Annotated in this window: 17 protein-coding genes; 10 read left to right on the top strand and 7 right to left on the bottom strand. The window is 75.9% G+C overall.

Going from position 1 to position 23,306, the window contains the following annotated elements:
• The first annotated feature begins 14 nt into the window (after window positions 1–14).
• On the top strand, window positions 15–1,199 hold the full coding sequence (gene eboE / locus GJV82_RS07080) for a metabolite traffic protein EboE (RefSeq protein WP_318657386.1): 1,185 nt from the start codon (window positions 15–17) through the stop codon (window positions 1,197–1,199).
• Complete coding sequence (locus GJV82_RS07085; RefSeq protein WP_155098734.1) at window positions 1,196–2,614, top strand: alkaline phosphatase family protein; 1,419 nt, start codon at window positions 1,196–1,198, stop codon at window positions 2,612–2,614. Before eboE ends, GJV82_RS07085 begins: the two co-directional genes overlap by 4 nt.
• A gap of 33 nt (window positions 2,615–2,647) precedes the next feature.
• On the opposite strand, the gene GJV82_RS07090 is transcribed toward GJV82_RS07085, so the two are convergent.
• Window positions 2,648–3,877, bottom strand: a complete 1,230-nt coding sequence (locus tag GJV82_RS07090; protein WP_155098735.1) for an alpha/beta hydrolase family protein — start codon at window positions 3,875–3,877, stop codon at window positions 2,648–2,650.
• A gap of 154 nt (window positions 3,878–4,031) precedes the next feature.
• A complete protein-coding gene (locus tag GJV82_RS07095) occupies window positions 4,032–7,637 on the bottom strand; it encodes a S8 family peptidase (protein WP_155098736.1) in 3,606 nt (1,201 codons plus the stop codon).
• A gap of 292 nt (window positions 7,638–7,929) precedes the next feature.
• On the opposite strand from GJV82_RS07095, the gene GJV82_RS07100 reads away from it, so the two are divergent.
• Both GJV82_RS07100 and GJV82_RS07105 read left to right on the top strand, forming a co-directional pair.
• Complete coding sequence (locus GJV82_RS07100; RefSeq protein WP_024842052.1) at window positions 7,930–8,646, top strand: hypothetical protein; 717 nt, start codon at window positions 7,930–7,932, stop codon at window positions 8,644–8,646.
• 113 nt (window positions 8,647–8,759) lie between these two features.
• On the top strand, window positions 8,760–9,203 hold the full coding sequence (locus tag GJV82_RS07105) for an OsmC family peroxiredoxin (RefSeq protein WP_115943217.1): 444 nt from the start codon (window positions 8,760–8,762) through the stop codon (window positions 9,201–9,203).
• Window positions 9,204–9,273: 70 nt separating this feature from the next.
• Here the strand turns inward: GJV82_RS07105 and GJV82_RS07110 are convergent, their stop codons facing one another.
• Window positions 9,274–10,317 (bottom strand): NAD-dependent epimerase/dehydratase family protein, encoded by a 1,044-nt coding sequence (locus GJV82_RS07110; RefSeq protein ID WP_155098737.1) that lies wholly within the window; start codon window positions 10,315–10,317, stop codon window positions 9,274–9,276.
• Window positions 10,318–10,358: 41 nt separating this feature from the next.
• On the bottom strand, window positions 10,359–11,108 hold the full coding sequence (locus GJV82_RS07115; protein WP_155098738.1) for a TetR/AcrR family transcriptional regulator: 750 nt from the start codon (window positions 11,106–11,108) through the stop codon (window positions 10,359–10,361).
• 108 nt (window positions 11,109–11,216) lie between these two features.
• Between GJV82_RS07115 and GJV82_RS07120 the strand changes: the two genes are divergently transcribed.
• From GJV82_RS07120 to GJV82_RS07130, 3 genes are all read left to right on the top strand, one after another.
• The gene (locus tag GJV82_RS07120; RefSeq protein ID WP_155098739.1) at window positions 11,217–11,978 is read left to right on the top strand and encodes an ABC transporter ATP-binding protein; all 762 of its coding nucleotides are present in this window, start codon (window positions 11,217–11,219) and stop codon (window positions 11,976–11,978) included.
• Window positions 11,975–14,077: a YhgE/Pip domain-containing protein gene (locus tag GJV82_RS07125; protein WP_155098740.1), complete on the top strand. Its 2,103-nt coding sequence runs from the start codon at window positions 11,975–11,977 to the stop codon at window positions 14,075–14,077. The genes GJV82_RS07120 and GJV82_RS07125 overlap by 4 nt, the downstream gene beginning before the upstream one ends.
• A 306-nt stretch (window positions 14,078–14,383) precedes the next feature.
• Entirely contained in the window at window positions 14,384–17,302 is a 2,919-nt protein-coding gene (locus GJV82_RS07130) for an FAD-binding and (Fe-S)-binding domain-containing protein (protein WP_155098766.1), read from the top strand.
• 10 nt (window positions 17,303–17,312) lie between these two features.
• Here the strand turns inward: GJV82_RS07130 and pdxR are convergent, their stop codons facing one another.
• Window positions 17,313–18,881, bottom strand: coding sequence for a MocR-like pyridoxine biosynthesis transcription factor PdxR (gene pdxR / locus GJV82_RS07135; RefSeq protein ID WP_155098741.1), 1,569 nt, complete (start codon window positions 18,879–18,881; stop codon window positions 17,313–17,315).
• A 98-nt stretch (window positions 18,882–18,979) separates the two neighbouring features.
• Here pdxR and GJV82_RS07140 point away from each other — a divergent pair, with 98 nt between their 5' ends.
• The 3 genes from GJV82_RS07140 (at window position 18,980) to GJV82_RS07150 (ending at window position 21,433) form a co-directional block, all read left to right on the top strand.
• The gene (locus GJV82_RS07140) at window positions 18,980–19,963 is read left to right on the top strand and encodes an aldo/keto reductase (RefSeq protein WP_155098742.1); all 984 of its coding nucleotides are present in this window, start codon (window positions 18,980–18,982) and stop codon (window positions 19,961–19,963) included.
• A gap of 121 nt (window positions 19,964–20,084) precedes the next feature.
• The gene (locus tag GJV82_RS07145) at window positions 20,085–20,702 is read left to right on the top strand and encodes a nitroreductase family protein (RefSeq protein WP_318657387.1); all 618 of its coding nucleotides are present in this window, start codon (window positions 20,085–20,087) and stop codon (window positions 20,700–20,702) included.
• On the top strand, window positions 20,699–21,433 hold the full coding sequence (locus tag GJV82_RS07150; RefSeq protein WP_155098743.1) for a hypothetical protein: 735 nt from the start codon (window positions 20,699–20,701) through the stop codon (window positions 21,431–21,433). The genes GJV82_RS07145 and GJV82_RS07150 overlap by 4 nt, the downstream gene beginning before the upstream one ends.
• A gap of 35 nt (window positions 21,434–21,468) precedes the next feature.
• Here GJV82_RS07150 and GJV82_RS07155 read toward each other — a convergent pair whose 3' ends face one another.
• Window positions 21,469–22,290 (bottom strand): 2-phospho-L-lactate guanylyltransferase, encoded by an 822-nt coding sequence (locus GJV82_RS07155; protein ID WP_318657388.1) that lies wholly within the window; start codon window positions 22,288–22,290, stop codon window positions 21,469–21,471.
• A 28-nt stretch (window positions 22,291–22,318) separates the two neighbouring features.
• Complete coding sequence (cofD, locus tag GJV82_RS07160) at window positions 22,319–23,272, bottom strand: 2-phospho-L-lactate transferase (protein ID WP_318657389.1); 954 nt, start codon at window positions 23,270–23,272, stop codon at window positions 22,319–22,321.
• Window positions 23,273–23,306 lie beyond the last annotated feature (34 nt).

Consider the following 23,306-nt stretch of genomic DNA (forward strand, 5'->3'; position numbering starts at 1 on the left):
GGCGGGCTCCCATCGTGCTGCTCTCGTACTGCACCAACGTCCACCCGGCCGAGGACCTCGACGGGGTCGTCGACCAGCTCGTCACGTACGCGGGCCCCGTCCGCGAGGCGGCGGGACTCGACGTCCTCGGCGTGGGGCTGTGGATGCCCGCGACGCTCGCGCACCGGCTCGCCGGGTCGCCCGCGGACCGGGCGTGGCTGCGCGCCGTGCTCGACGAGCGGGGCCTGCAGGTCCACACGCTCAACGCGTTCCCCTACGGCGGGTTCCACGCGGACGTCGTCAAGCTCGACGTGTACACGCCCACGTGGGCGCAGCCCGAGCGGCTCGCGTACACGCTCGAGTGCGCCGAGGTCCTGGCCGACCTCCTGCCCGACGGCGTCGCGGGCTCGATCTCGACCCTCCCGCTCGCGTGGCGCGAGCCGTGGTCGCCCGCGGAGGACGAGGCCGCGACGCGCGCGTTCGCCGCGCTCGGCGCGGGGCTGCGGGACCTGCGCGAGCGCACGGGGAAGGTCGTGCGGGTCGCGGTCGAGCCGGAGCCCGGCTGCGTGCTCGACACGGTCGACGACGTCGTGGGCTGGCTCGCGGCGCGCACCGGGCCGGACGTGCCGGACGAGCGGCGGATCGACCCCGAGCACGTGGGCGTGTGCCTCGACACGTGCCACCTCGCCGTGTCCTTCGCGGACCGCCGCGCGGGGACGGCCGCGACGGTGCGCCGCATCACCGACGCGGGCCTGCGCGTCGTCAAGGTCCAGGCGTCGGCGGCGCTGCACGTCGAGGACCCGCTCGACCCGGCCGCGCGCGCCGCCGTCGGCGCGTTCGCCGAGAAGCGCTACATCCACCAGGTGCGCGAGCTCACGGCGTCGGGCGACCCGCTGCCCGCGGACGACCTGCCGGACGCGCTCGGCGGCGCGCTGCCCGCGGCGGGGCCGTGGCGCGTGCACTTCCACGTGCCGCTGCACCACGAGCCCGCCGCGCCGCTCGCGGCGACGACCGACGTGCTGCGCGACGCGGTCGACGCCGTCCTCGCGGCACCGCACGGCGACGAGGCGCACCTCGACGTCGAGACGTACACGTGGGCCGTGCTGCCCGAGGGTGCCGCGACCGACTCGCTCGTCGCCGGCATCGCGGCGGAGCTGCGCTGGGCGACGACCCACCTGCCCACCGGGCACGAGAGCCAGACCACCAGGAGGACCGCATGAAGCCCGTGCTGCTGCTCGACGTCGTCGGGCTCACGTCGACCGCGCTCGCGCACATGCCGCGCCTGCGCCAGCTCGCCGCGAGCGGCTGGCAGGCCGAGCTCGCGACGGTGCTGCCCGCCGTGACGTGCAGCGTCCAGTCGACGATGCTCACGGGGCTCAGCCCCGCCGAGCACGGGATCGTCGGCAACGGGTGGTACTTCCGCGAGCTCGGCGACGTCTACCTGTGGCGTCAGCACAACCGGCTCGTCGAGGGCGAGAAGCTGTGGGAGACCGCGCGCCGCGCGCGGCGCGAGTACTCGTCGGCGAACGTCTGCTGGTGGTACGCGATGGGCATGACGACGGACGTCACGGTCACGCCGCGCCCGATCTACCACGCGGACGGGCGCAAGTCGCCGGACGCGTACGTGCGCCCGCCGGCGCTCCACGACGACCTCGTCGGCCGGTTCGGCGAGTTCCCGCTGTTCACGTACTGGGGCCCGACGGCGGACATCAGCTCGTCGCGCTGGATCGTCGACGCGACGCGCCACGTGCTGCGCACGCACGCGCCCGACCTGACGATGGCGTACGTCCCGCACCTCGACTACGACCTGCAGCGGTTCGGCCCGAACGCGCCGCAGGCGGACGCGGCCGCGGCCGAGCTCGACGCGACCCTCGCGCCGCTGCTCGACGACGCGGCGAACCAGGGCGTGACCGTCCTCGTGGTCTCGGAGTACGGCATCGCGGACGTCGACCGGCCCGTGCACCTCAACCGCATCCTGCGCCGCGAGGGCCTGCTCGAGGTCTACGTGCAGGACGGCAAGGAGCAGCTCGACCCGTGGACGTCGCGCGCGTTCGCCGTGGCGGACCACCAGGTCGCGCACGTCTACCTGGGGGACCAGCAGGACCCGGCGCTGCAGCGGCGCGTCGCGGACCTCCTGCGCGGCGTCCCGGGCGTGGACGAGGTGCTCGACCGCGAGGCGCAGGCCCGCTACGGGCTCGACCACGAGCGGTCGGGCGACCTCGTCGTCGTGGCGGAGCCGGGGGCGTGGTTCACGTACTACTTCTGGCTCGACGACGACCGCGCGCCCGAGTACGCGCGCGGCGTCGACATCCACCGCAAGCCGGGCTACGACCCCGCCGAGCTGTTCTTCGACCCGGCGGACCGGCTCGCCAAGGCGAAGGCCGGCCTCAACCTCGTGAAGAAGAAGGTGGGCCTGCGGTACGCGATGAGCACGGTGCCGCTCGACGCGTCGTACGTGAAGGGGTCGCACGGGCGGCTGCCCGACTCCGCGGCCGACACCCCGCTCGTGCTGTGCTCCGACGCGGAGGTGCCCGCGTCGGTCGCGGGCGTCGTGGAGAGCGGCGCGGGTCAGGTCCCGGCGGCGGCGGTCAAGGGCCTCGTGCTGGAGCTGCAGGGGCTCGGCGCCCGGGTCTGACGGCGGGCGCGCGGGCCGGTCGCGGCCCGCGCGCTACGGCGCGAGGCGCTCGTCGAGCCAGTCGAACATCCGCTGCTCGACGAGGGCCCGCGCGAGCGGCTCGCAGTGCCCGCTCGCGCCCTCGGCGTCGCTGAACGTCACGAGCGTCGCGCCCGGCACGAGGCCGGCGAGGCGCTCGGACTGGCCGGGCCAGAACTGCTCGTCCTCGGGGCTCGTGACGAGCAGCGGGGTCGTGACCCGGCCCGCGACGTCCGCGACGTCGTAGCGGCGCACCTCGCGCAGCGTCGCGGCGTACCCGCCGACGTCGCCGTAAGGGCGCGCGCGGAACCGCCACGTGCGCGCCGCGTCCTTCGACAGGCGCAGGCCGAGCTCCATGTCGCGGTCGAACGCGTGGTCGTCGCCCGCGTCGAGGTGCGCGAGCAGGCTCTTCGGCAGCTCGCGCTCCCACGAGGCGGCGACGTCGACGACGCCCGGGTCGACGACGGCCGCCGCGGGCCGGTGCTCGAACGCGAGCGCGCGCGTGACCCAGTACCCGGCCTGGCTGATCCCGTACACCGCGACGCGGTCGGGGTCGACGTCGGGGCGCGCCACGACGGCGTCGAGCACCGGTGTGAGGACGGCCTCGAAGTCCGGGCGGAACGGGACCCCCTGCTCGAAGAGCATCGACTGCTGACCGGGCCCGTCGAACGCGAGCGCGTGGTAGCCGCGTCGCAGCGCGCCCGCGACGCACGCCGGCCACAGCGACGTGAGCGACCCGTCCGACCCGTTGACGGCGACGACCACGGGCCGCCGTGCCCCGCCGTCGCCCGGGGCGCGGAAGAAGTACCCCGGGAGCGTGGTGCCCTCGTAGGGGAGCGCGACGCGCTCGACGTCGAGGTCCACGAGGTCGACCCAGCGGTCCCAGGCCGCGCGGTGCTTGCGGAACGTCGGCACGAGCACGGCGTCGTCGTCGAGCCCGGCGACGGCGTTCACGGCGACCGCGAGGTACGCCGACGCGCGCAGGTACGCCGACGCGGCGCTCACGCGGTGCCCGCGCGCCGCGCACGCCTCCCCGGTGGCGGCGACACGGTCGCCGAGGGCGTCCCACGCGCGGAACCACGTGCGGTGGTCGGTGCCGACGTCGGCCACGGCCGCCAGGACCTCGCCGACATCCGCCGCGCCGCTCGCGGCGCCGCCGAGGACGGTGCGGATCTCGAAGTCGTGGTCGGCGTCCTTCGAGAAGCGCCCGGTGAGGACGCTCCGGTGCCTGCGGTGTCCGGGCATGCGGGCCCCCTGCCTTCGCGCGCGGGTCGGGACGAGACCAGCCCAGGCTAGGAGCCTCTCGCGCGGAGCGCGCGGCGAGCGCCGGTGCCGGGACGCACGACGGCGCCCGGTCCGTGCGGACCGGGCGCCGTCGTGGCCGTTGCTCAGACGGCCGTCACGAGCAGCTCAGCGCCTCGTAGTCGGCGTCGTAGGTCGTCGTGACCTCCTCGCCGTCGATCTCGGCGGTGAGAGTGGCGGTCACCGAGCCCGCGTCGAACGACGCGGCGCGCGACGAGAAGGACTGGTAGGCGTTCTTGCCGTCCTTGACGTTCGGGAACGTCTTGTCGCCGTACGGCGTGGTGACCACGACGTCGGCCTTGGCGCCGGACTCGTTGAGCACGCGCACCGCGACGTGGGCCTTGTTGCCGAGGCAGCGCGCCTCGGCCGTGACCGTCGCGGTGACGACGGCGCCGGACGACGTGACGTCCACGGTCTGCCAGCGCTTCGTCGGCGTCGCGTTGTGCAGGTGCAGCAGCAGGAGCTTCCCGCTGCCCGCCTCCGCCGCGGCCTCGGACCGGTGGACGGTCAGCGGGGCGTCGTCCGCGCCGACGTACAGCAGCTGGCCGCCGCCCTCGAACCAGTAGTCCGGGTCGTACGGGTCGGCCGTGAAGGTCTCGCTCGCGTCCACGAGCTGGTCGGCCGACTGCGAGTACGGCGAGTACGTGAGGACCTGGAACGTCGGGACGTCGCCCTCCTCGATGCCGAGCGAGCCGATGCCCACCGGGATGACGACGACGTTGTTGTCGAACACCGAGGTGTCCACGTCGCCCCACACGGAGTTGATCGGCTGGAGGTCGACGTTGTCGCCCGCCTCGTACTCGGTGCCGTCGGGCGCCGTCCAGTCCTTGAGGGTGAACGTCGCCGCGAGGGTCAGGTCCGTCTCGCTGCTGTACTTGAGGGCCGCGACCTCGAAGTCGGCCGAGCCGTCGGAGTCGACGTCGACCTCGACCGCCGGGATCGAGACCGAGCCGAGGCTCGCCCACTCCCCGTCCATCGCGACGCCGATGCCGATGACGCCGTCGGCGGGGTCGCCCCCGGCCGCGGCCTCCTGCGGCGCGGTGGACGCGAACCCGACCGCGCGCACGTCGGCCGCCGCGATCGCCGTGGGCGACGCGCCGACCGCGGCGTCCGCCTCGAGGCGCGGGCTCGTCGTCTTGAGCTCGAACGGCGCGACGATCGACGTCCACCCGCCCGAGTCCACGCCGCGGCCCTCGAGGTCGAGCTCGGCCGTGGCCGACGCCCCGGCGAACTCGACGGGAGCGGCCGTCAGGTCGCTCACGAGCTTCGGCGACGCCTGGACCGGCACGCGCAGCGCGGTGCCGCCGTCGGTCGGGGTGAGCACGACGCGCCCGCTGACGGAGGACACGAAGTCGCGCGGGACGCCGAGGCCCGAGTCGTCCGAGGACGTCGGGTCGAGGTCCTTGGCGAGCGTCGCGGGGTCCGCCGTGAGCGTCACCGTGACGACCTGCCGCTGGCCCGCCGGGACGGTCACCGTCGCCGGCGTGACGGTGACGGTCGCGCCGCCCGCCGTGCTGGACTGCGCGAAGCTCGTCGCGAACGTGCGCGACGTGTCGCCCGTGTTCTGCACCGTGACGGTCTTGCGCACCGTCACCGTGTCCGCGCCGACCGGCACGACGCCGAACGCGACGGACACCTGGTCGGAGTCCTGCGACGCGTACGCGAGGGTCGTGTTCGCCGCCGCGTCGACGGCGTCCACGCGGCCGGAGCCCACGCGCTCGGGGCCGTAGGCGGTCCCGGTGCCCGACGGCCCGGTGAACACGTCGTGCGTCGCGGTGTTCATGACGGACGCCTTGACCTCGGCCGGCGCCCAGCCCGGGTGGGCCTCCTTGACGAGCGCCGCGATGCCCGCGACGTGCGGCGTCGCCATCGACGTGCCCGACTTGATGCTCGCGCCGTCGAGGTGACCGGACGCGACGGACGCGATGCCCGTGCCGGGGGCAGCGACGTCGGGCTTGGCGACGCCGAGCGAGCCGTGCACGCCGCGCGACGACCCGCTGTTGAGCGTGTCGCCGATCTCCGGGATCGACACGAACGACGACAGCGCGAGCGACGGCCCGATGGTCATCGTCACCTCGCCCGCCTCGATCGCCGGGTACAGCGTGTCGTGGCTCGCGCCCGTGAGCTGCGCGCCGGGGATCCCGGCGTTGCCCGCGATGCCCGCGACGAACGACGGCAGCTCGGAGGACAGCAGCACGCCGACCGCGCCCGCGGCCTGCGCGTTGTTGAACCGCGCGGCGCTGCCGCACGCGCGCGTCGCGTCGTTGTCGTCCCAGTACAGGTAGGCGATCTTGCCCTGGACGGCCGCCGCCTGCGCCGCCGTGAACGCCTGGCAGCCGGAGAAGTCGTCCGCGACGAACGCGACCGGGGCGGTCACGTCCGAGCCGCCCGCGTAGTCGACCGAGTTCTGCGCCGGGTAGGTGCCCGCGAGCTCGTCGGGCGCCTCGACGCGCACGGCGTCGAACGTCTGCGTGTCGCCGACCGAGTTCGCGACCGTCAGCGCGGAGCGCGCGTTGCCGGGCGAGCCGCCGACGTCGGTCACGTCGCCCGCGTTGCCCGACGCGATGACGGACAGCGTGCCGAGGCGCGAGAGCTGGTCGATGAAGAGGTTCTCCGGGTCGTCGGCCGGGGAGCCGTCCGAGCCGAGGGAGAGGTTGACGATGTCGAGACGGTCGGACAGGTCGCCGTCGCCGTTCGGGTCCGCCGCCCACTCGAGCGCGTCCACGACGACGCCGGTAGATCCGCCGAGGTCGCCGAACACCTTGAGCGCGTACAGGCCCGCCTCGGGCGCGGAGCCCGGGCCGACCTGCCAGTCGGAGATGTCCGTCAGCGTCGAGTAGTCGCCGTCGAACGTCTCGCCGTCCGCGGTGACGCCGTACGCCGCCGTCGTGCCGGCGACGTGCGAGCCGTGGCCCGAGCCGACCGAGTCGAGCGAGTCGATCGGGTTCTCGTCCGGCGTGGGCACGAGCGTCGTCCCGGGGACGGTGCCGCTCGCGTCGTAGTCGTACCCGGCGAAGTCGTACCCGCCGAGGAACTTCAGCTCGTCGTACGTGCCCTCGGGCACCGGGCCGGTGCCGCGCTCGCCGTACGCCTCGTCGAACGCCTCCTGCGTGCCGGGGCCGCCGAACGCCTTGTGCGTGTAGTCGATGCCGGTGTCGATGATCCCGATGCGCACGCCCTCGCCGGTGAGGCCCGTGCTCTGCCACGTCTCGAGCGCCCGCGTGAAGACGTCGGTGCCCTTGTTCGCGGGCTTCTTGGGGATGATCCGGTAGACCGTGCGGACCGCGTCGTCGCGCGCGAGGTCGCGCACGCGGTCGGCGTCGCCCGTGACGACGACGCCCGCGACGAGCGTGCTCGTCACGGACACCTGCTGGGGGTCGCGCGCGCCCGCGCTCCGGGCGGTCGCCTGCTGCGGGACGACGTCGTCCGCGAGCTGCGCGACCTCCTGGGCGTTGGCCTCGACCGCGTCGGGGCTCGCGCCCTCGGCCGCCAGGTCGACGGCGGACGGCGCGTCGAGCTCGACGAACGCCGTGACGGTGCCTCGCGCCGTCGCGAGGGAGGGGGCGACCTTGTCGGTGGGCGAGAGGGTGGAGCCGGACCGCGCGCCGAGGGCGTTGCCGGGGTCGGGCGGCGGGTCCGCGGCGGCGGGAGCCGCGGCGGCCGCGACGACCGCGAGGCTCGCGGCGGCGGCGGTCAATGACACGGGTAGAGAACGGTGCTTCATCGACACTCATCTCCCCGGCAGAGCCGGTTCGGCGAAGGGTTCGTGGATGGGTCCTTCCGAGCGGCCCGGCCCTGGTGGGTCCGGGACCACCCGAGCACGGTAACCAACGACCGGCCGCCGTGCCCAGCCGCGGGCCGATCGTGCGGGGACAACCCGCGGCCCGCGCTCTAGGATGCGGGCGGGGTCGCAGGACGCGGCCGTCCTGCGGGAGTCCCCTTCCCGCGTCAGGCCACGGGGACTCCCCGGGGCGTGGCCACGCCGAAGGAGAGCCATGACCAGAACCTCGCTCCGCGTCCTGTCCGCCGCGCTCGTGAGCGGCCTCCTCCTCACCGCGGTCGGCTCCGGCTCCGCCCTCGCGTCCGTGCCGGACCTGCGGGCCGTCACGGGGGTGCGGGACGTCGTCGCCCCCGCGGGCGACGTGAGCGTCTCGACCGGCGAGAGCTGCGCCGTCGAGGCCCAGCCGCTCCTGCCCGGGCAGGACCCGGACACCCTGCCTCCCGCGCCCGAGACGTGCTTCGCCTCGCTCGCCGAGGCGCTCGAGTTCGTCTCGGGCTCCGACGTCGCGGCGTCGCGTCTCGCCGAAGCCACCCGGGCCGACGTCGAGGGGCTCGTCACCGAGCTCAACGCGGCCGCGGCGGCGCCGCGCACCGCGGGTGCCGAGCGGGTCGCGGCGGCCGCGGCGAGCTCGCTCGTGCTCGGGGTGCTGTGGCGCGACGCGAGCTACAAGGGCGCGTCCAAGGTGCTCTACGGTTCGGGCACCAACGGGTGCTACACGGGCTCGACGTACGGGTTCCCCAACCTGGCGAACCTCCTCATGAACAACGTCGTGTCGTCGGCCACGACGTACGCCGGGTGCTGGGTGACGCTCTACGACTCCTACAGCTACGGCGGGACGAAGAAGAACTGCACGCCGCACTGCGCGACGCTCGGCTCGTTCGACAACAAGGCGTCCTCCGTCGTCTACCGCCCGGCGGGCACGCTCGGCTGACGGCGTCGCGTGACGCAGGCCTCACGCATCCCGCCCCGGCGGGGCCTGGTGCGGCGGGATACGGTCGACCCACCGGGTCGTTCCCGGACCCACGACGTCGAAGGAGATCTCGCATGCCCACCCGTATCGCACGCACCGCCTGGAACGGCGGCCTCCAGGACGGCCAGGGCCAGGTCGAGCTCACGAGCTCGAAGGTCGGGACGTACGACGTGTCCTTCCCGCGCCGCGCCGCCGACGACGCGGGCGGCGTCACGAGCCCCGAGGAGCTCATCGCGGCCGCGCACTCGTCGTGCTACGCGATGCAGTTCTCGGCGCTGCTCGGCGAGGCGGGCGCGACGCCCGTCTCCCTCGAGGTCACGGCGGAGGTCACGCTCGCGCCGGACCCGGCCGGCGGCTTCCAGATCCCGCAGATCGCGCTGACCGTCCGGGGCGAGGTCGAGGGCATCGACGAGGCGGGCTTCCGGGAGGCGGCGGAGCAGGCCAAGGCCACGTGCCCCGTCTCGAAGGCGCTCGCGAGCGTCCCGACGATCACGCTGGACGCCACGCTCGAGAGCTGACCGTCCGCGCGAGCATGTGGTCCTGGAGCGTCCCGGTGGTGGGACGAGCCAGGACCACATGCTCGACGGGTCAGCGGGGCACCAGCGGCGGCGACGACGTCCCCGCGCCCGCGCGGATGCCGTCGACGAGCTCGGCGAGCGTGTCCTTCGCCCCGTGGACGGGGTGCCACCGCAGCAGCTCCGCGGCGAACGTCGTGTCGAGCACGGGCACCCGCATCGCCATGTCGAGCCAGCCCTCGCCCACGGGCACGAGGCGGGCCCGCCACGCGGCGGCCACGGCCGTGCGCGCGGTCCCGTAGGGGACGGTGCGCAGCGAGCCGTCCGCGACGACGTCCGCGACGTCCTGCGGCGTGAGCACCGTGGGGTGGGCCACGTTGAACGGCCCGGGGTGCCGGCCCACGACGATCCGCGCGTACGCCTCCGCGACGTCCTCCGCGTGCACGACCTGCAGTCGCAGGCCCTCGGGGAGCAGGACGGCGGGCAGCGGCGAGCGCCGCAGCACGCGGCCGCCGATCGGGCCGAGGAAGTAGCGCGTGATCTCGGACGCGGCGTCGCGCTGGAACACGAGCGCGGAGCGCACGCGCGAGACGACGATCCCACCCGTGCGCTCGACCCCGTCGAGGAGCGCCTCGACGGCCGCCTTGTCCTCGGAGTACGACGAGCCCGGGATGCCCTCCGTGGGCCAGGTCTCGACCACCGGGGTGTCCCGCGCCTCGCCCGCGTACGGGGCGGGGGAGTAGGCGCCGACCGAGGACGCGACCACGAGGTGCGCGACGCCCGCGCGCCGGGCGGCCTCGACCACCTGCCGCGTGCCCTCGACGTTGACGCGGCGCAGGCGCTTGCGGTCGTGGCTCGGCTGGATCGCCCACGCGAGGTGCACGACGGCGTCCGCTCCGGCGAACGCGGCGTCGAGCCGGGCGTCCGCGTCGGAGGCGGCGACGTCCGCGTACCGCCACGTCACCGCGTCGTGGGGGAAGCGCACGGTGCTCGACCCGTCGGCGCGCGGCACTCGGCGCGCGACCGCCACGAGGGATGTCACGACGGGTCCCGTCGCGAGCCGGCGCAGCACCGCCGTGCCCACGTTCCCGCTCGCCCCGACGACCACCACGCGCATGCGCTGCCTCCCGATCTCGTCCGCGGCCCGTCCTGCTGACGCTAGCCCGACGTGCCCGAGTTCGCCCGGGCGGTGGCGAGGACGGCGGAGCGCGCGGGCTCGGGGAGCTCCGGCACGAGCACGACGGCGCTCGCGAGGACGAGCCGCTCGACCTCCGCGCGCGACAGCTCGCTCCCGGCGAGCCACGCGGCGGTGACGTTCTCGACGAGCGCGACCCACCCCGCCGCGATGAGGCGCAGGCGCGGAGCGGCGGGCAGGGCGTCGTCGGTCGCGCTCACCGTCGAGGTCAGCCGCAGGACGAGGTGGTCGCGGGCGCGTGCGAGGGCGGCCTGGGTGGCTTCGTCGTCGGCGAGCGCGCCGCGCCACAGGTCCTGCCACACGAGCCGCCGCGCCTCGACGGCGTCGAGGAACGCGGTGACGGCGAGCGCCGGGCGCTCGGGCCGGGGCCGGTCGTCGGGAGCGACGGCGGCCGCCTCGAGCTGGGCGACGGCCTCGAGCGCGACGGCGCGACGCAGCCCGGCGGTGGAGCCGAAGTAGTGGAAGACGAGCGCCTTGGACGCCCCGGCGCGCGCGGCGACCCCCGCGGGCGTGAGGGCGTCGAGGCCGTGCTCGTCGGCGTGCCGTGCGGCGGCGTCGAGGAGCTCGCGGCGGCGGTCGGCGGGCTCGCGCCGGCGCCGGGAGCCCGGGCGCGGGGCGGCGTCGGGGCCGTCGTCGCGCTGCGCGGGGTCGCCGTCGTGCTGCACGAGGCCGTCGTGGCGCGGCGCGCGGGCGGGGGAGGGCGTGCGGGGCATGGCACCGTTCTACGCCGTTGTTGACCGCGAGTCAACAAGAGGCGTAGCGTTGTTGACCGTGAGTCAACGGCGTTCTCGGGAGGCCGGGGCGCGGATGGAGAGAGCCGGATGCAGATCACGCTGAGCGACGTGCGCGTCGACGGGCGGCGCGAGCCCATGCTCGAGCCCGTCGACCTCGCCTGGTCCACGGGCGAGTGCGTGCTCGTGGCCGGGGAGCCCGGGCACGGCCACACCGCGCTGGCCCTCGTCGCGACCGGCCGGCTCGACCCGTCGGCCGGGGAGGTCCGGATCGTGCCCGCCCACGCGCCGTCGCGCCGCGGCGGGCAGCCCGCGCGGGGGACCGCCGCGTCCCTGCGCGCCGTGACCGCCGTCGTCGACGTCCCCGGCGTGAGCGAGCCCGACGACGCGCTCACCGTCGCGGACGTCGTCGCCGAGGGCCTCGCGCTCGCGGGCCGCCGCTCGCTGCGCCGTGACGTGACGCGCTGGCTCGCCGAGCACTCGCTCACCGCGGACCGGGGCCGACGGCTCGACCAGGTGCCCGGCGTCGTGCGGACCGCGCTCCTCGCGGCGCTCGCGGCCGAGGACCCGGACGTCCGGTTCCTCGTGCTCACGCTGCCCGACCGCCACGGCGGGGAGCCGTCGGGCTGGTGGGAGGTCGCGCAGAGCCTCGCGGGCGCCGGGTACGGCGTCCTCGTGCAGTGCACGCGCGCGTCGGCGCGCGACCTCGGCGCCGACCTGCCCCCGGCGCGCGGCGGGTCGCTGCACGAGCCGCCCGTCGTCGCGCTGCGGGCGCGACCCGCCCCGCCGCCCGCGCCGCCCGTCGCGGCGGCACCTGTGCGCACCGATGACGACCCTCAGGAGGACCGATGACCGCGATCCGCCTCGGGCTGTCCGAGCTGCGCCGCCTCGCGGCCGGCACGCTGCCGCGCCTCGCGATCCTCGCGATGGCGCTCATCCCCACGCTCTACGCGGGCCTGTACCTGTTCGCGAACCACGACCCGTACGACAAGCTCGACCAGGTCCCCGCCGCGCTCGTCGTGCTCGACGAGGGCACGACGACCACCGACGCCCGGACGGGCGCGACGACGCGGCGCGACTTCGGGCGCGACGTGGCCGACCAGCTCCTCGACGACGGCGGCTTCGGCTGGGTCGAGACGAGCCAGGTCGACGCGGAGTACGGCGTGCGGTCGGGGCGGTACGACGCCGCGCTCGTCATCGGCCCCACGTTCTCCGCGGACCTCGCGTCGGCGGGGGAGTTCGAGCCGCAGCAGGCGAGCCTCACGCTCGTCACCAACGACGCGAACAACTACCTCGCGCGCACCATCGCCGACCAGATCGTCGGGAAGGTGCGCGACTCGATCGCGGAGCAGGTGGGCACCGAGGCCGCGGACACGTTCCTGCGGGGCTTCGCGTCCATCCACACCAACCTCGCCGACGCCGTGGACGGCGCGGGCCGGCTCCTCGACGGGGCGACGCAGCTGCGCGACGGCCTCGTCACCGCCGACGACGGTGCCCGCACCCTCGCCGACGGCGCGGGGCAGGCCGCCGACGGCGCCGCGCAGCTCGACGCGAGCACCGGCACGCTCGCGGACGCCGTCGGGCGGCTCGACGACGGCGCCACGTCCCTGGCGTCGGGGCTCGGCACGCTCCGCGGCGCGACGTCGTCGCTGCCCGCGCAGACGCAGCAGCTCGCCGACGGCGCGGCCCAGGTCGCGGACGGGAACGCTCAGGTCGCGCGGTACGGGGACCAGGCCGCCGCCGCCGCGGCCGACGTGCTGCCCGCGCTCGACGGGGCCCGCGACGACGTCGACGCGCGCCTCGACCGGCTCGTCGCCGACGGCGTCCTCGACCAGGCCACCGCCGACGAGGTGCGCGCCCAGGTCGCCCCCGTGCTCGACGAGCGGCGCGCGCAGGTCCAGGGCGCCGTCGACCAGGTGACCGCGGCGTCGGGGGAGCTCGACCGGCTCGCCGACGGCGCGCGCCAGGTGTCCGACGGCGCGGCGCGTCTCGCCGCCGCCACGCCGCAGCTCGCCGCCGGGATCGCGACGGCGGCCGACGGCGCGGACCGTCTCGCGGACGGCACCGGTCAGCTCGCCGCGGCGACCCCGCAGCTCGTGGACGGCGTCTCCCGGCTCGCCGACGGCACGCGCCAGGTGTCCGACGGCGCGACCTCGCTCGCGGACGGCACGGCGCAGCTCCGTGACGGGTCGGGCGAGCTCGCCGACGGCGCCGCGCAGCTCCACGACGGGCTCGCCGAGGGCCTCGGCCAGGTGCCGGACCTCGACGAGCAGACCCGGCAGGACACGGCCGAGACGATCGGCAACCCGGTGTCCGTGACGAACGAGGCGCTGTCCTCCGCCGGCACGTACGGCGGCGGGCTCGCGCCGTTCTTCCTCTCGCTCGCGACGTGGATCGGGGCGTACGTGCTGTTCCTCCTCGTGCGGCCGCTGTCGACGCGTGCCCTGGCCGCGGGCCGGTCGGGCCTCGCGACCGCCCTCGGCGGGTGGCTCACCCCGGCCGCGATCGGCGTGCTCCAGGTCGCCGCGATGTTCACGGTGACGAAGTTCGCGCTCGACATCGACCCCGTGCACGGCGTCGGCACGGCGCTGTTCCTCGTGCTCGTGTCCGCGACGTTCGTCGCGATCCTCCAGGCGCTCAACGTGTGGCTCGGCGCCGCGGGGCAGTTCCTCGGCCTCGTGCTCATGCTCGTGCAGCTCGTCACCGCGGGCGGCACGTTCCCCTGGCAGACGATCCCGCAGCCGCTGCGCTCGATGCACCAGTTCCTGCCCATGACGTACGCCGTGGAGGGCCTGCGCCAGCTCCTGTACGGCGGGAACATGGCGACGGTCGCGCGCGACGCGACGGTCCTCGTCGTCGTGCTCGCCGGTGCGCTGGGCCTCACGGCGCTCGCGGCCCGCCGTCGGCGCGTCTGGACGATCACGACGCTCCAACCGGAGCTCGTCCTGTGACCTGACCCCCCGACGTGACCCGCCGACCATGCGGTCGTGCCTCGTCCTGGGCATCTGAGAGGCCACAACCGCATGGTCGGCGGGCGGCAACGGCGGACGGACCCGAGGGTCCGGGCGCGAGGGTGCGACAATCGCGACGTGTCCGCTGAGATCGACGCCACCACGACCCCCGCCCCGCACCGCGACGGGAACGGCTCGCGGCGGTCCGGCTCCCGCGCGACGACGTCGCCGGAGGCGGAGCGCGAGGCCGCCCTCCGCGAGGCCGAGCGTGCCGCCGACGTCGCGCGCACGGCCCTCGCCGAGGCGCTGCGGACGGTCGTGCGCGGCACGGTCGACACCGCGACCCGGCGCCGTGCCGAGTACTCGACGGACGCGTCGAACTACCGCGTCGTCCCGGAGGCCGTGGTGTACCCGCGGGACGCGGACGACGTCGTCGCCGCGCTCGACGTGCTGCGCGAGCTCGAGGTGCCGGTCACCGCGCGCGGCGCGGGCACGTCGGTCGCCGGGAACTCGATCGGCCCGGGAGTCGTGCTCGACTTCACGCAGCACCTGAACCGCGTGCTCGACGTCGACCCCGAGGCGCGCACGGCGCGCATCGAGCCGGGCGTCGTCATGTCCGCGCTGCAGCAGGAGGCAGCGCCGCACGGGCTGCGGTTCGGCCCGGACCCGTCGACGCAGAACCGCGCGACGCTCGGCGGCATGATCGGCAACAACGCGTGCGGCCCGCACGCCGTCGCCTACGGGCGCACGGTCGACAACGTGATCGAGCTCGACGTCGTCGACGGGCTCGGGCGCCGTTTCACCGCCGGCAAGGGCGACCCGACGTTCGCGGCCGTCCCCGGGCTCGCCGACCTCGTCCGCGACAACCTCGCGCTCATCCGCACGGAGTTCGGGCGGTTCGGGCGCCAGGTGTCGGGGTACTCGCTGGAGCACCTGCTGCCCGAGAACGGGTCGGACCTCGCGAAGGCGCTCGTCGGCACCGAGGGCACGCTCGTGACGGTCCTCGGGGCCACGGTCCGCCTCGTCCCGGTCCCGTCCAAGCCGACGCTCGTCGTGCTCGGCTACCCGGACATGCCGTCCGCGGCCGACGACGTCCCGACCTTCCTGGACCTCGACCCCCTCGCGGTCGAGGGCCTCGACGCGCGGCTCGTCGACGTCGTGCGCCGCGCCAAGGGCGACGCGTCCGTCCCGCCGCTGCCGCCGGGCGCGGGCTGGCTCATGGTCGAGGTCGGGGGCGCGACCCCCGAGGAGGCGATGGCGAACGCGGAGGCGATCGTCGCGGCGTCGGGCAGCGAGGCCACGATGATCCTGCCCGCGGGGCCGGAGGCCACCAAGATGTGGCAGATCCGGGCCGACGGCGCAGGGCTCGCCGGGCGCACGCCCGCCGGGGAGCAGGCGTGGCCGGGCTGGGAGGACTCCGCCGTCCCGCCGGAGCGGCTCGGCGACTACCTGCGCGACCTCGACGCGCTCATGGCGCGCTACGGCGTCGACGGCCTGCCGTACGGGCACTTCGGCGACGGGTGCGTGCACCTGCGCATCGACATCCCGCTGGAGGCGTCCGGCTCGGTGCTGCGCACGTTCATGCTCGAGGCGGCGGAGCTCGTCGCGAAGCACGGCGGGTCGCTGTCCGGCGAGCACGGCGACGGGCGCGCGCGCTCGGAGCTGCTCCCGGTCATGTACAGCCCCGAGGCGATCGCGCTCATGGAGCGGTTCAAGGCGCTGTTCGACCCGCAGGACGTCATGAACCCCGGCGTCGTGGTGCGGCCCCGCGCGATCGACGACGACCTGCGCCGCCCGCACGCGCACCCGCTGCTCTCGAAGGTCGGGGCGCCCGGCACGCCCGGCACGAGCACCGCCGCGCCCGCGAAGGTCACGAAGATCTCGCGCCGCGCGGGCTACCAGGGCTTCTCGTTCGCGCACGACCACGGCGACATGACCCAGGCGGTGCACCGCTGCGTCGGCGTCGGCAAGTGCCGCGCGGACACGAGCGCCGCGGGCGGGTTCATGTGCCCGTCGTACCGGGCGACGAAGGACGAGAAGGACGTCACGCGCGCCCGTGCCCGCGTGCTCCAGGAGGCGGTGAACGGCACGCTCGTCGGCGGGCTCGCGGCGCCCGAGGTGCACGAGTCGCTCGACCTGTGCCTGTCCTGCAAGGCGTGCTCGAGCGACTGCCCCGCGGGCGTCGACATGGCGCAGTACAAGTCCGAGGTGCTGTACCGGACCTACCGCGGCAGGCTGCGCCCGGTCGACCACTACTCGCTCGGGTGGCTCCCGATCTGGGCCCGCCTCGCGACGGGCATGCCGCGCCTGGCGAACAAGCTCCTCGGGTTCCGGCCGGTCGCGAAGGCCGTCCTGTGGGCGGGCGGCATGGACACGCGCCGCTCGATGACGACGTTCGCCGAGGTGCCGTTCCGCACCTGGTGGAGGCGCGGCGGCGCGACCCAGGGCGTGCCGGGCCTGCGCATCGGGCAGCAGCCCGGCCGTCCGGTGCGCGACGAGCGGCCGAAGGTCGTCCTGTGGACCGACTCGTTCAGCGACAACATGTCGCCCGGGGTGCCCCAGGCGGCCGTGAAGGTGCTCACCGCGGCCGGGTACGACGTCGTCGTGCCCGAGCAGGAGGCGTGCTGCGGTCTCACGTGGATCAGCACGGGCCAGCTCGACGGCGCGCGCAAGCGCCTGGAGAACCTGCTGTCCGTCCTCGGCCCGTACGCCGTGAACGGCATCCCGATCCTCGGGCTCGAGCCGTCGTGCACGGCCGTGCTGCGCTCCGACCTCGTGGACCTGTTCCCCGACGACCCGCGCGCCCGCGCCGTCTCCGCCGCGACGCGCACGCTCGCCGAGCTCCTCACGTCCGTGGACACCGCGCCCGGCCGCGAGTCCGGGTGGCGCGTGCCCGACCTCTCGGACGTGACCGCCGTCGTGCAGCCGCACTGCCACCAGCACTCGGTCATGGGCTTCGCCGCCGACGAGCGGCTGCTGCGCGACGCGGGCGCGACGATCAAGGTCCTCGCCGGCTGCTGCGGCCTCGCGGGCAACTTCGGCATGCAGAAGGGCCACTACGAGACGTCGGTCGCCGTCGCGGAGAACGCGCTGCTGCCCGCGCTGCGCGACGCCGCCCCCGGCGACGTGTACCTCGCGGACGGGTTCTCGTGCCGCACCCAGGCCGACGACCTCGCGGGCGTGCAGGGCAAGGCGCTCGCGGAGCTGCTCGCCGAGCGGCTCTGACGCCGACGACCTACCCGCGGGCGGCGCGCACCGCGTCGGCCAGGCGGGCGACGGCCTCGTCGACGCGGGCGTCGGCGAGGTTGCCGTAGCCGAGCACGAGGGTCGTCGAGCGTGCGGCGGGCCGCACCTGGTAGCGGCGCAGGTCCGCGACGGTGACGTCGCGCCGCGCGGCCTCGCGGACCACGTGCGCGGCGTCGGGCGCCGGGTCGTCCGGCGTGCCGGGCAGGGCGAGCAGCGCGTGCATCCCCGCCGCGATGCCGGTGACGGCGGCGCCGGGCAGCTCGCGCGCGAGGGCCGCGAGGACGGCGTCGCGACGGCGGCGGTAGCGCCCCCGCGCGGCGCGCAGGTGCCGGTCGTACCCGCCCGAGGAGACGAGGCGCGCGAAGGCGAGCTGGTCGACCGTGGACGGGCCCGCCGTCGTGCCGCCCGCGCGCGCGACGGCCTCGCGCCAGCGCGCGGGCACGACCGTCCACCCGACGCCGAACGCCGGGCTCATGGTCTTGCTCACCGACCCGAGCAGCAGCACGCGGTCCGGGTCGAGCTGTTGCAGCGCGGCGACGGGGCGGCGGTCGTACCGGAACTCGGCGTCGTAGTCGTCCTCGACGACGAGGCCGTCGACGGCGCGTGCCCACGCGACGACCGCCTCGCGCCGCTCGGGCGCGAGGGCCGCGCCCGTGGGGAACTGGTGCGCCGGGGTGAGCAGCGCGGCCCGCGCCCCGGTCCGTGCGGAGGCGGCGACGAGCGCGTCGACGTCGGCGCCGGCGTCGTCGACGGGCACGGGCACGGGCGTGAGCCCGGCGCGCGCCGCGACGTCGCGCAGCACGGACCAGCCGGGGTCCTCGACGAGCAGGTGCGTGTGGCCGGCCGCGACGAGCGCCGCGGCGACGTGCGCCATGCCGTCGGTCGCGCCGCGCGTCAGCACGACGGCGTCGTCCCGCCCGGCGACGACGCGCGCCCGGCGCAGGTGGCCCGCCACGACGGACCGCGCGTGCGGGTGCCCGGCGGCGGGCTGCGGCCCGAGGTCGTCGTTCGTCGCCGTCCCGGTCGCGGTGCTCAGCACGTCGCGGGCCGCGCGGAGCCACGCGTCGCGCGGGACGTGGCGCAGGTCGGGCACGCCCGGGGCGAGGTCGAACCGGGCGCGCGCGGCGGGGGCGCTGACGGTGCCGGGTCGTGCGGCGTCCGTGACGACGCGCGCGGGCCCGCCGTCCGCTGCGCGTTCCCCGCGGCTCCCGGCGTCCCCGCCACGGCCCGCGCCCGCCCTCGCGGGGTTCCTCGGTCGGGCCGCCGCGGAGACGCGCGTGGCGGACCCGGTGCGCGCCTCGAGGAAGCCCTCCGCGACGAGCTGGCCGTACGCCTCCGTGACGACCCACCGCGAGACCCCGAGCGTGTCCGCGAGCTGCCTGCTCGGGGGTAGCGCGGCACCGACGGGCACGCGCCCGGCACGTACCGCGTCGCGCACGGCGCGCTCGAGCCGCTCGACGCGCGAGCCCGGCCCCGTGCCGAGGTCGAGCAGCGCCTCCCACGCGAGCTCCGCCGTCGGGCCGTCGGCGCGCGAGGAATTGGTCTGGTGCATGGCCATGCCATCGGACCGTACACCCGGACCGATCGCTCCCTAGCGTGGAACGCGTCCACGACCGCCGCGGTCCGCCACGGACCGCCAGCACCCAGGAGACCACCATGCGGTACCGCACCATCGGCGACGGGCGCACCTCGTTCGACGTGTCGACCCTCTGCCTCGGCACCATGAACATGGGCACGCTCGTCGACGAGGAGACGTCGTTCGCGATCCTCGACCGCTACCGCGAGGCGGGCGGCACGTTCCTCGACACGGCGAACAACTACAGCGCCTGGGCCGGGGGCCACGGCCGCGACAGCGAGGACCTGCTCGGCCGCTGGCTCGCGAGCCGGGGCGCGCGCGACGACGTCCGCCTCGCGACCAAGCTCGGCGCCGCCAAGGAGGACCCGGCGCTCCCGCTGTCGAACACGCCGCCGACGAACTTCCAGGGCCTCGGGGCGGACGTCGTCGGGTACGAGGCGCACGAGAGCTTGCGCCACCTCGGCGTCGACCACCTCGACGTGCTCTACGGGCACGTGGACGACCTCGACACGCCGATCGCCGAGACCGTCGGCGCGTTCGGCAAGCTCCAGGCGGAGGGCGTCGTCGGGATCACCGGCATCTCGAACGTCGCGCTGTGGCGCCTCGTCGAGGCGCGCGAGGAGGCCCAGCGCCAGGGCGTCGCGCCCTACGGGCTCGTCCAGCAGAACTACACCTACGCGTACCCGACGCCCGAGCCGGGCCGGCACAACTGGGCGTCGTACGAGCTGCTCGACTACGCGGCGTCCACGGGCGTCGACGGGCGGCCCCCGCTCGCCGTCACCGCGTACTCGCCGATCCTCCAGGGCGCGTACGTGCGCCGCGACAAGCCGCTGTGGGACGGGTTCGACCACCCCACCACGCGCGAGCGCGTCCGGCTCCTGCACGACGTCGCGGGAGAGCTCGGCGCCACGCCGAACCAGGTCGTGCTCGCGTGGCTCCTCGGCGGGGAGCACCCGGTGATCCCGATCATCGGGCCGAGCACGGTCGAGCAGCTCGACGAGCTCCTCGGCGCGGCCGACCTCGACCTCGACCCGGAGCTGCGCGCGCGCCTCGACGCGGCCTGAGCCCGCGGCCCGCGGCCCTCGCGCGTCGGGCGCCCGGTCCGACGCCACGGCGCCGGGCCGGGCCGACCGCGTGGCCGGGTAGGGTGCGGGGACCTGCTGCCCGACGTGCCGAGGGGGCCCTGTGGAGTTCCAGGACGTCGTCCGACGCCGGCGCATGGTGCGCCGGTTCACCGACGAGGCGGTCGCGCCGGAGGCGGTCGACCGCCTCGTGCGCAACGCGGTCCGCGCGCCGAGCGCGGGGTTCGCGCAGGGGTGGTCGTTCCTCGTGCTCACCGAGCCCGACGACGTCGCGCGCTTCTGGGCCGCGACCTCGCCCGAGCAGCCCGAGCGCAGCATGAGCGCGTGGCTCGCCGGGATGCGCACCGCGCCCGTGCTCGTCGTGGTCCTCACGTCGAAGGACGTCTACCTCGACCGGTACGCGGAGGACGACAAGGGCTGGGCGGACCGGGACGAGAGCCGCTGGGCCGTGCCGTACTGGCACGTCGACGCGGGGATGGCGGCCCTCCTCATGCTCCAGACCGCCGTCGACGAAGGGCTCGGCGCGTGCTTCTTCGGTGTCGCGCCGGGCGAGGTCGCGCGGCTGCGCGCGGCGTTCGGCGTCCCCGACGCGTACGCGCCGACCGGGGTCGTCGCCGTCGGGCACCCTGCCGACCGCGCGACCACGGGCTCGCCGCGCCGTCGTGCGCGCAAGCCGCTCGACGACGTCGTGCACCGCGGCCGCTGGGCCGACCGCTCGTGAGCGCCCGCGCCGCGCTGCCGACGGCCGTCCTTCTCGTCGTGCTCGCGACCGCCGCCTGCACCGCAGGCCCGGCGCCCGAGCCGACCGGCGACGCGACGACGACGAGCACGGCGGACGTCGTTCCTCCCGCGCGAGGAACGGACGGCACGCCCGACGCGTCCGGTGACGAGACCTCGCCGGGCGCGACGCCGGGTGCGTCGGACCGCACGACACCTGCTGCGCCGGACGGCCCTCCCTCTCCCGAGGTCCGCAGCCTCGCCGATCTTCCGACCGCCGCCCCGCTCGTCCCGCGCCCGGGGTGGCAGGTGGTCGCCGGGACGGGAGCGTGCGTGCAGTCGTGGCGCGGCGCCGTCGGCACCGACGCGCCGACGACCCCACGAGAGGCGTCCGTCGGCCTGCTCGAGCAGGTCGCGGCCGAGGACGGCGCCGACCCGGTCGGCGTGCCGGGCGACGTCCTGCTCCCGCTCGGAGGGGACGGCGTCCGCCTCCACGGGGTGAACGGCGTCGTGCAGAGCTGGACCGTGGCCACCGCGCGCGGTGACGTCCACGTCCGTGGTGCGGCCCGGGTCGTGCGCGCGCCGACGTTCGGCGGCGAGGACTCGACGCAGTCGGTCGTGATCGTCCTCGACTGCGTGGGTTCGCTCGACGAGGCCGCATGGAAGGGCCTCCTGGAGGGCGTGCGCGTCGGTCTCGTCGCGCCCGTCGAGGAGCCCGGCGTCTGGCCCTCGTAGCCGGCGGTCCTGCGCGCGTCGGCGAGGCACGTCCGTCAGGCGTCGTGGTCGCGCAGGGCCGGGACGTGCAGCCCGACGGCGGCGCGCACGTCCGCGGGCAGCTCGCCCCAGTCGTCCACGGTGTCGAGGTCGACCGCCGTGCCCGGGCGCTGCACGACGACGGCCCGCAGGCCGAGCCGCTCGGCCTCCGCGACGTGGGCCGCCCGGCTGTCCGGCCCGAACCGGAACCGGAACCTCGCCTCCCGCCGAGCACGGGGTTCCTGTCGTTCTGAGCCGCTTTCCGACAGCAACCCCGTGCTCGACGGCGCGGAAGCCGGGGGGTCGAGAGCGAGCAGGTTCGTGCCGGAGCCCAGGCGGTCCGTCGCGACGACGACGGGGGCGTCCTCGGCGAGGAGCGCCCCGACGTCGGCGGTCGTCAGCGCGGGCAGGTCGGCGTGCGCCACGAGCAGCCGCACGGGCCCGTCCTGCGTCGCGATCTCCCGCCCGACGTCGACCGCCGCGTCCAGCCCGGGGCGGTCCGCGGGCTGCAGCACGATCCGCAGCCGGTCCGCGTCGTCGGTGAGCAGGGGGAGCCCGTCGTCACCCGCCCCGGCGCCGGCGTCCACCACGACGTCCCGCAGCGCGCGCCACGTGAACCGCGGGTCCGACGTCACGACGACCACACGCTCCACGCCCGGGCTCGCGAGCAGCGTCCCCACCACGTGCCGCGCGAGCACCGCGACGAGGCGGCTGCGCGACGCGGGGTCGAGCGCGTGCGCGAGCCGCGACTTGCCCGACGACCCGTCGCGCAGCGGCACGACGGCGACCACGCGCCCCGGGCGCGCCGACCCGCCCGGGCGAGGGCCGTCGTCGGGCACGGGGCCGGTCTGCGGTGCAGGTCCGGCGTCAGCCACGCGACGCCCCGCCCGCCCGCAGCACCTCGCGCGCGAGGCGCTCGCGGCCCGGCGCGCCGCCCATGACGGTGTCCGTCACGACGACGTCCATCCCCAGCGCCCGCACGGGGTCGGCGAGGTGCGCGTCGTGGTCGTCGATCACCATGACGTCGACGAGCCCGACGTACAGGCGCGCGACCCCGAGCGCCGAGACCTCGTGGCCGAGCGTCGTGAGGATCTGCGCCGCGGGGCCCTTGAGCGCGCGGCCGCCCACGATGGGGCTCACCGCGACGCGCCGCGCGGTCGTCCCGGCGAGCGCCTCGCGCACGCCCGCGACGCCGAGCACCGGCTCGACGGAGAGGAACGGGTTCGACGGCGCGACCACCACGACGTCGGCGTCCGTCACCGCGTCGAGCACGCCGGGCGCCGGGCGCGCGGCGTCGATGCCGTCGTAGACGAGGCCCAGCACGTCGTCCGCGTGCCGCCGCCCCACGAAGTACTCCTGGAACCCGAGGCGCCCCGCGGGCGTGTCGACGAGCGTCGCGACGCGGTCGTCCGTCACGGGCAGCACGCGCGCCCGGACGCCGAGCGCGGACGTGAGCTGCGCCGTCACGTCCGCCAGGGACGCCCCCGCGCGCAGCCGGGCCGTGCGCACGACGTGCGTCGCGAGGTCGCGGTCGCCGAGCGTGAACCACGTGTCCTCGCCGAGCCGGCCCATCGCGTCGAGTGCCGCGTACGTCTCGCCGACGACGCCCCAGCCGCGCTCCTCGTCCGCGAGCCCGGCGAGCGTGTACGTCACGGTGTCGAGGTCGGGCGAGATCCACAGGCCGTGCAGCTCGACGTCGTCCGCCACGTTGACGACGACCGTGAGGTCGGCCCCCGCGAGGTCCAGGCCGTGCGCGAGGCGGGCCCCGCCGACGCCTCCCGCGAGCACGGTCACGCGGTCGCTGCGGTGTTCTGCTGTCACGGCCACGAGCCTACGTCGGGGCCGCCCGGTCCCC

Source organism: Cellulosimicrobium composti (assembly GCF_009711085.1).
GTDB classification, from domain to species: domain Bacteria; phylum Actinomycetota; class Actinomycetes; order Actinomycetales; family Cellulomonadaceae; genus Cellulosimicrobium; species Cellulosimicrobium composti.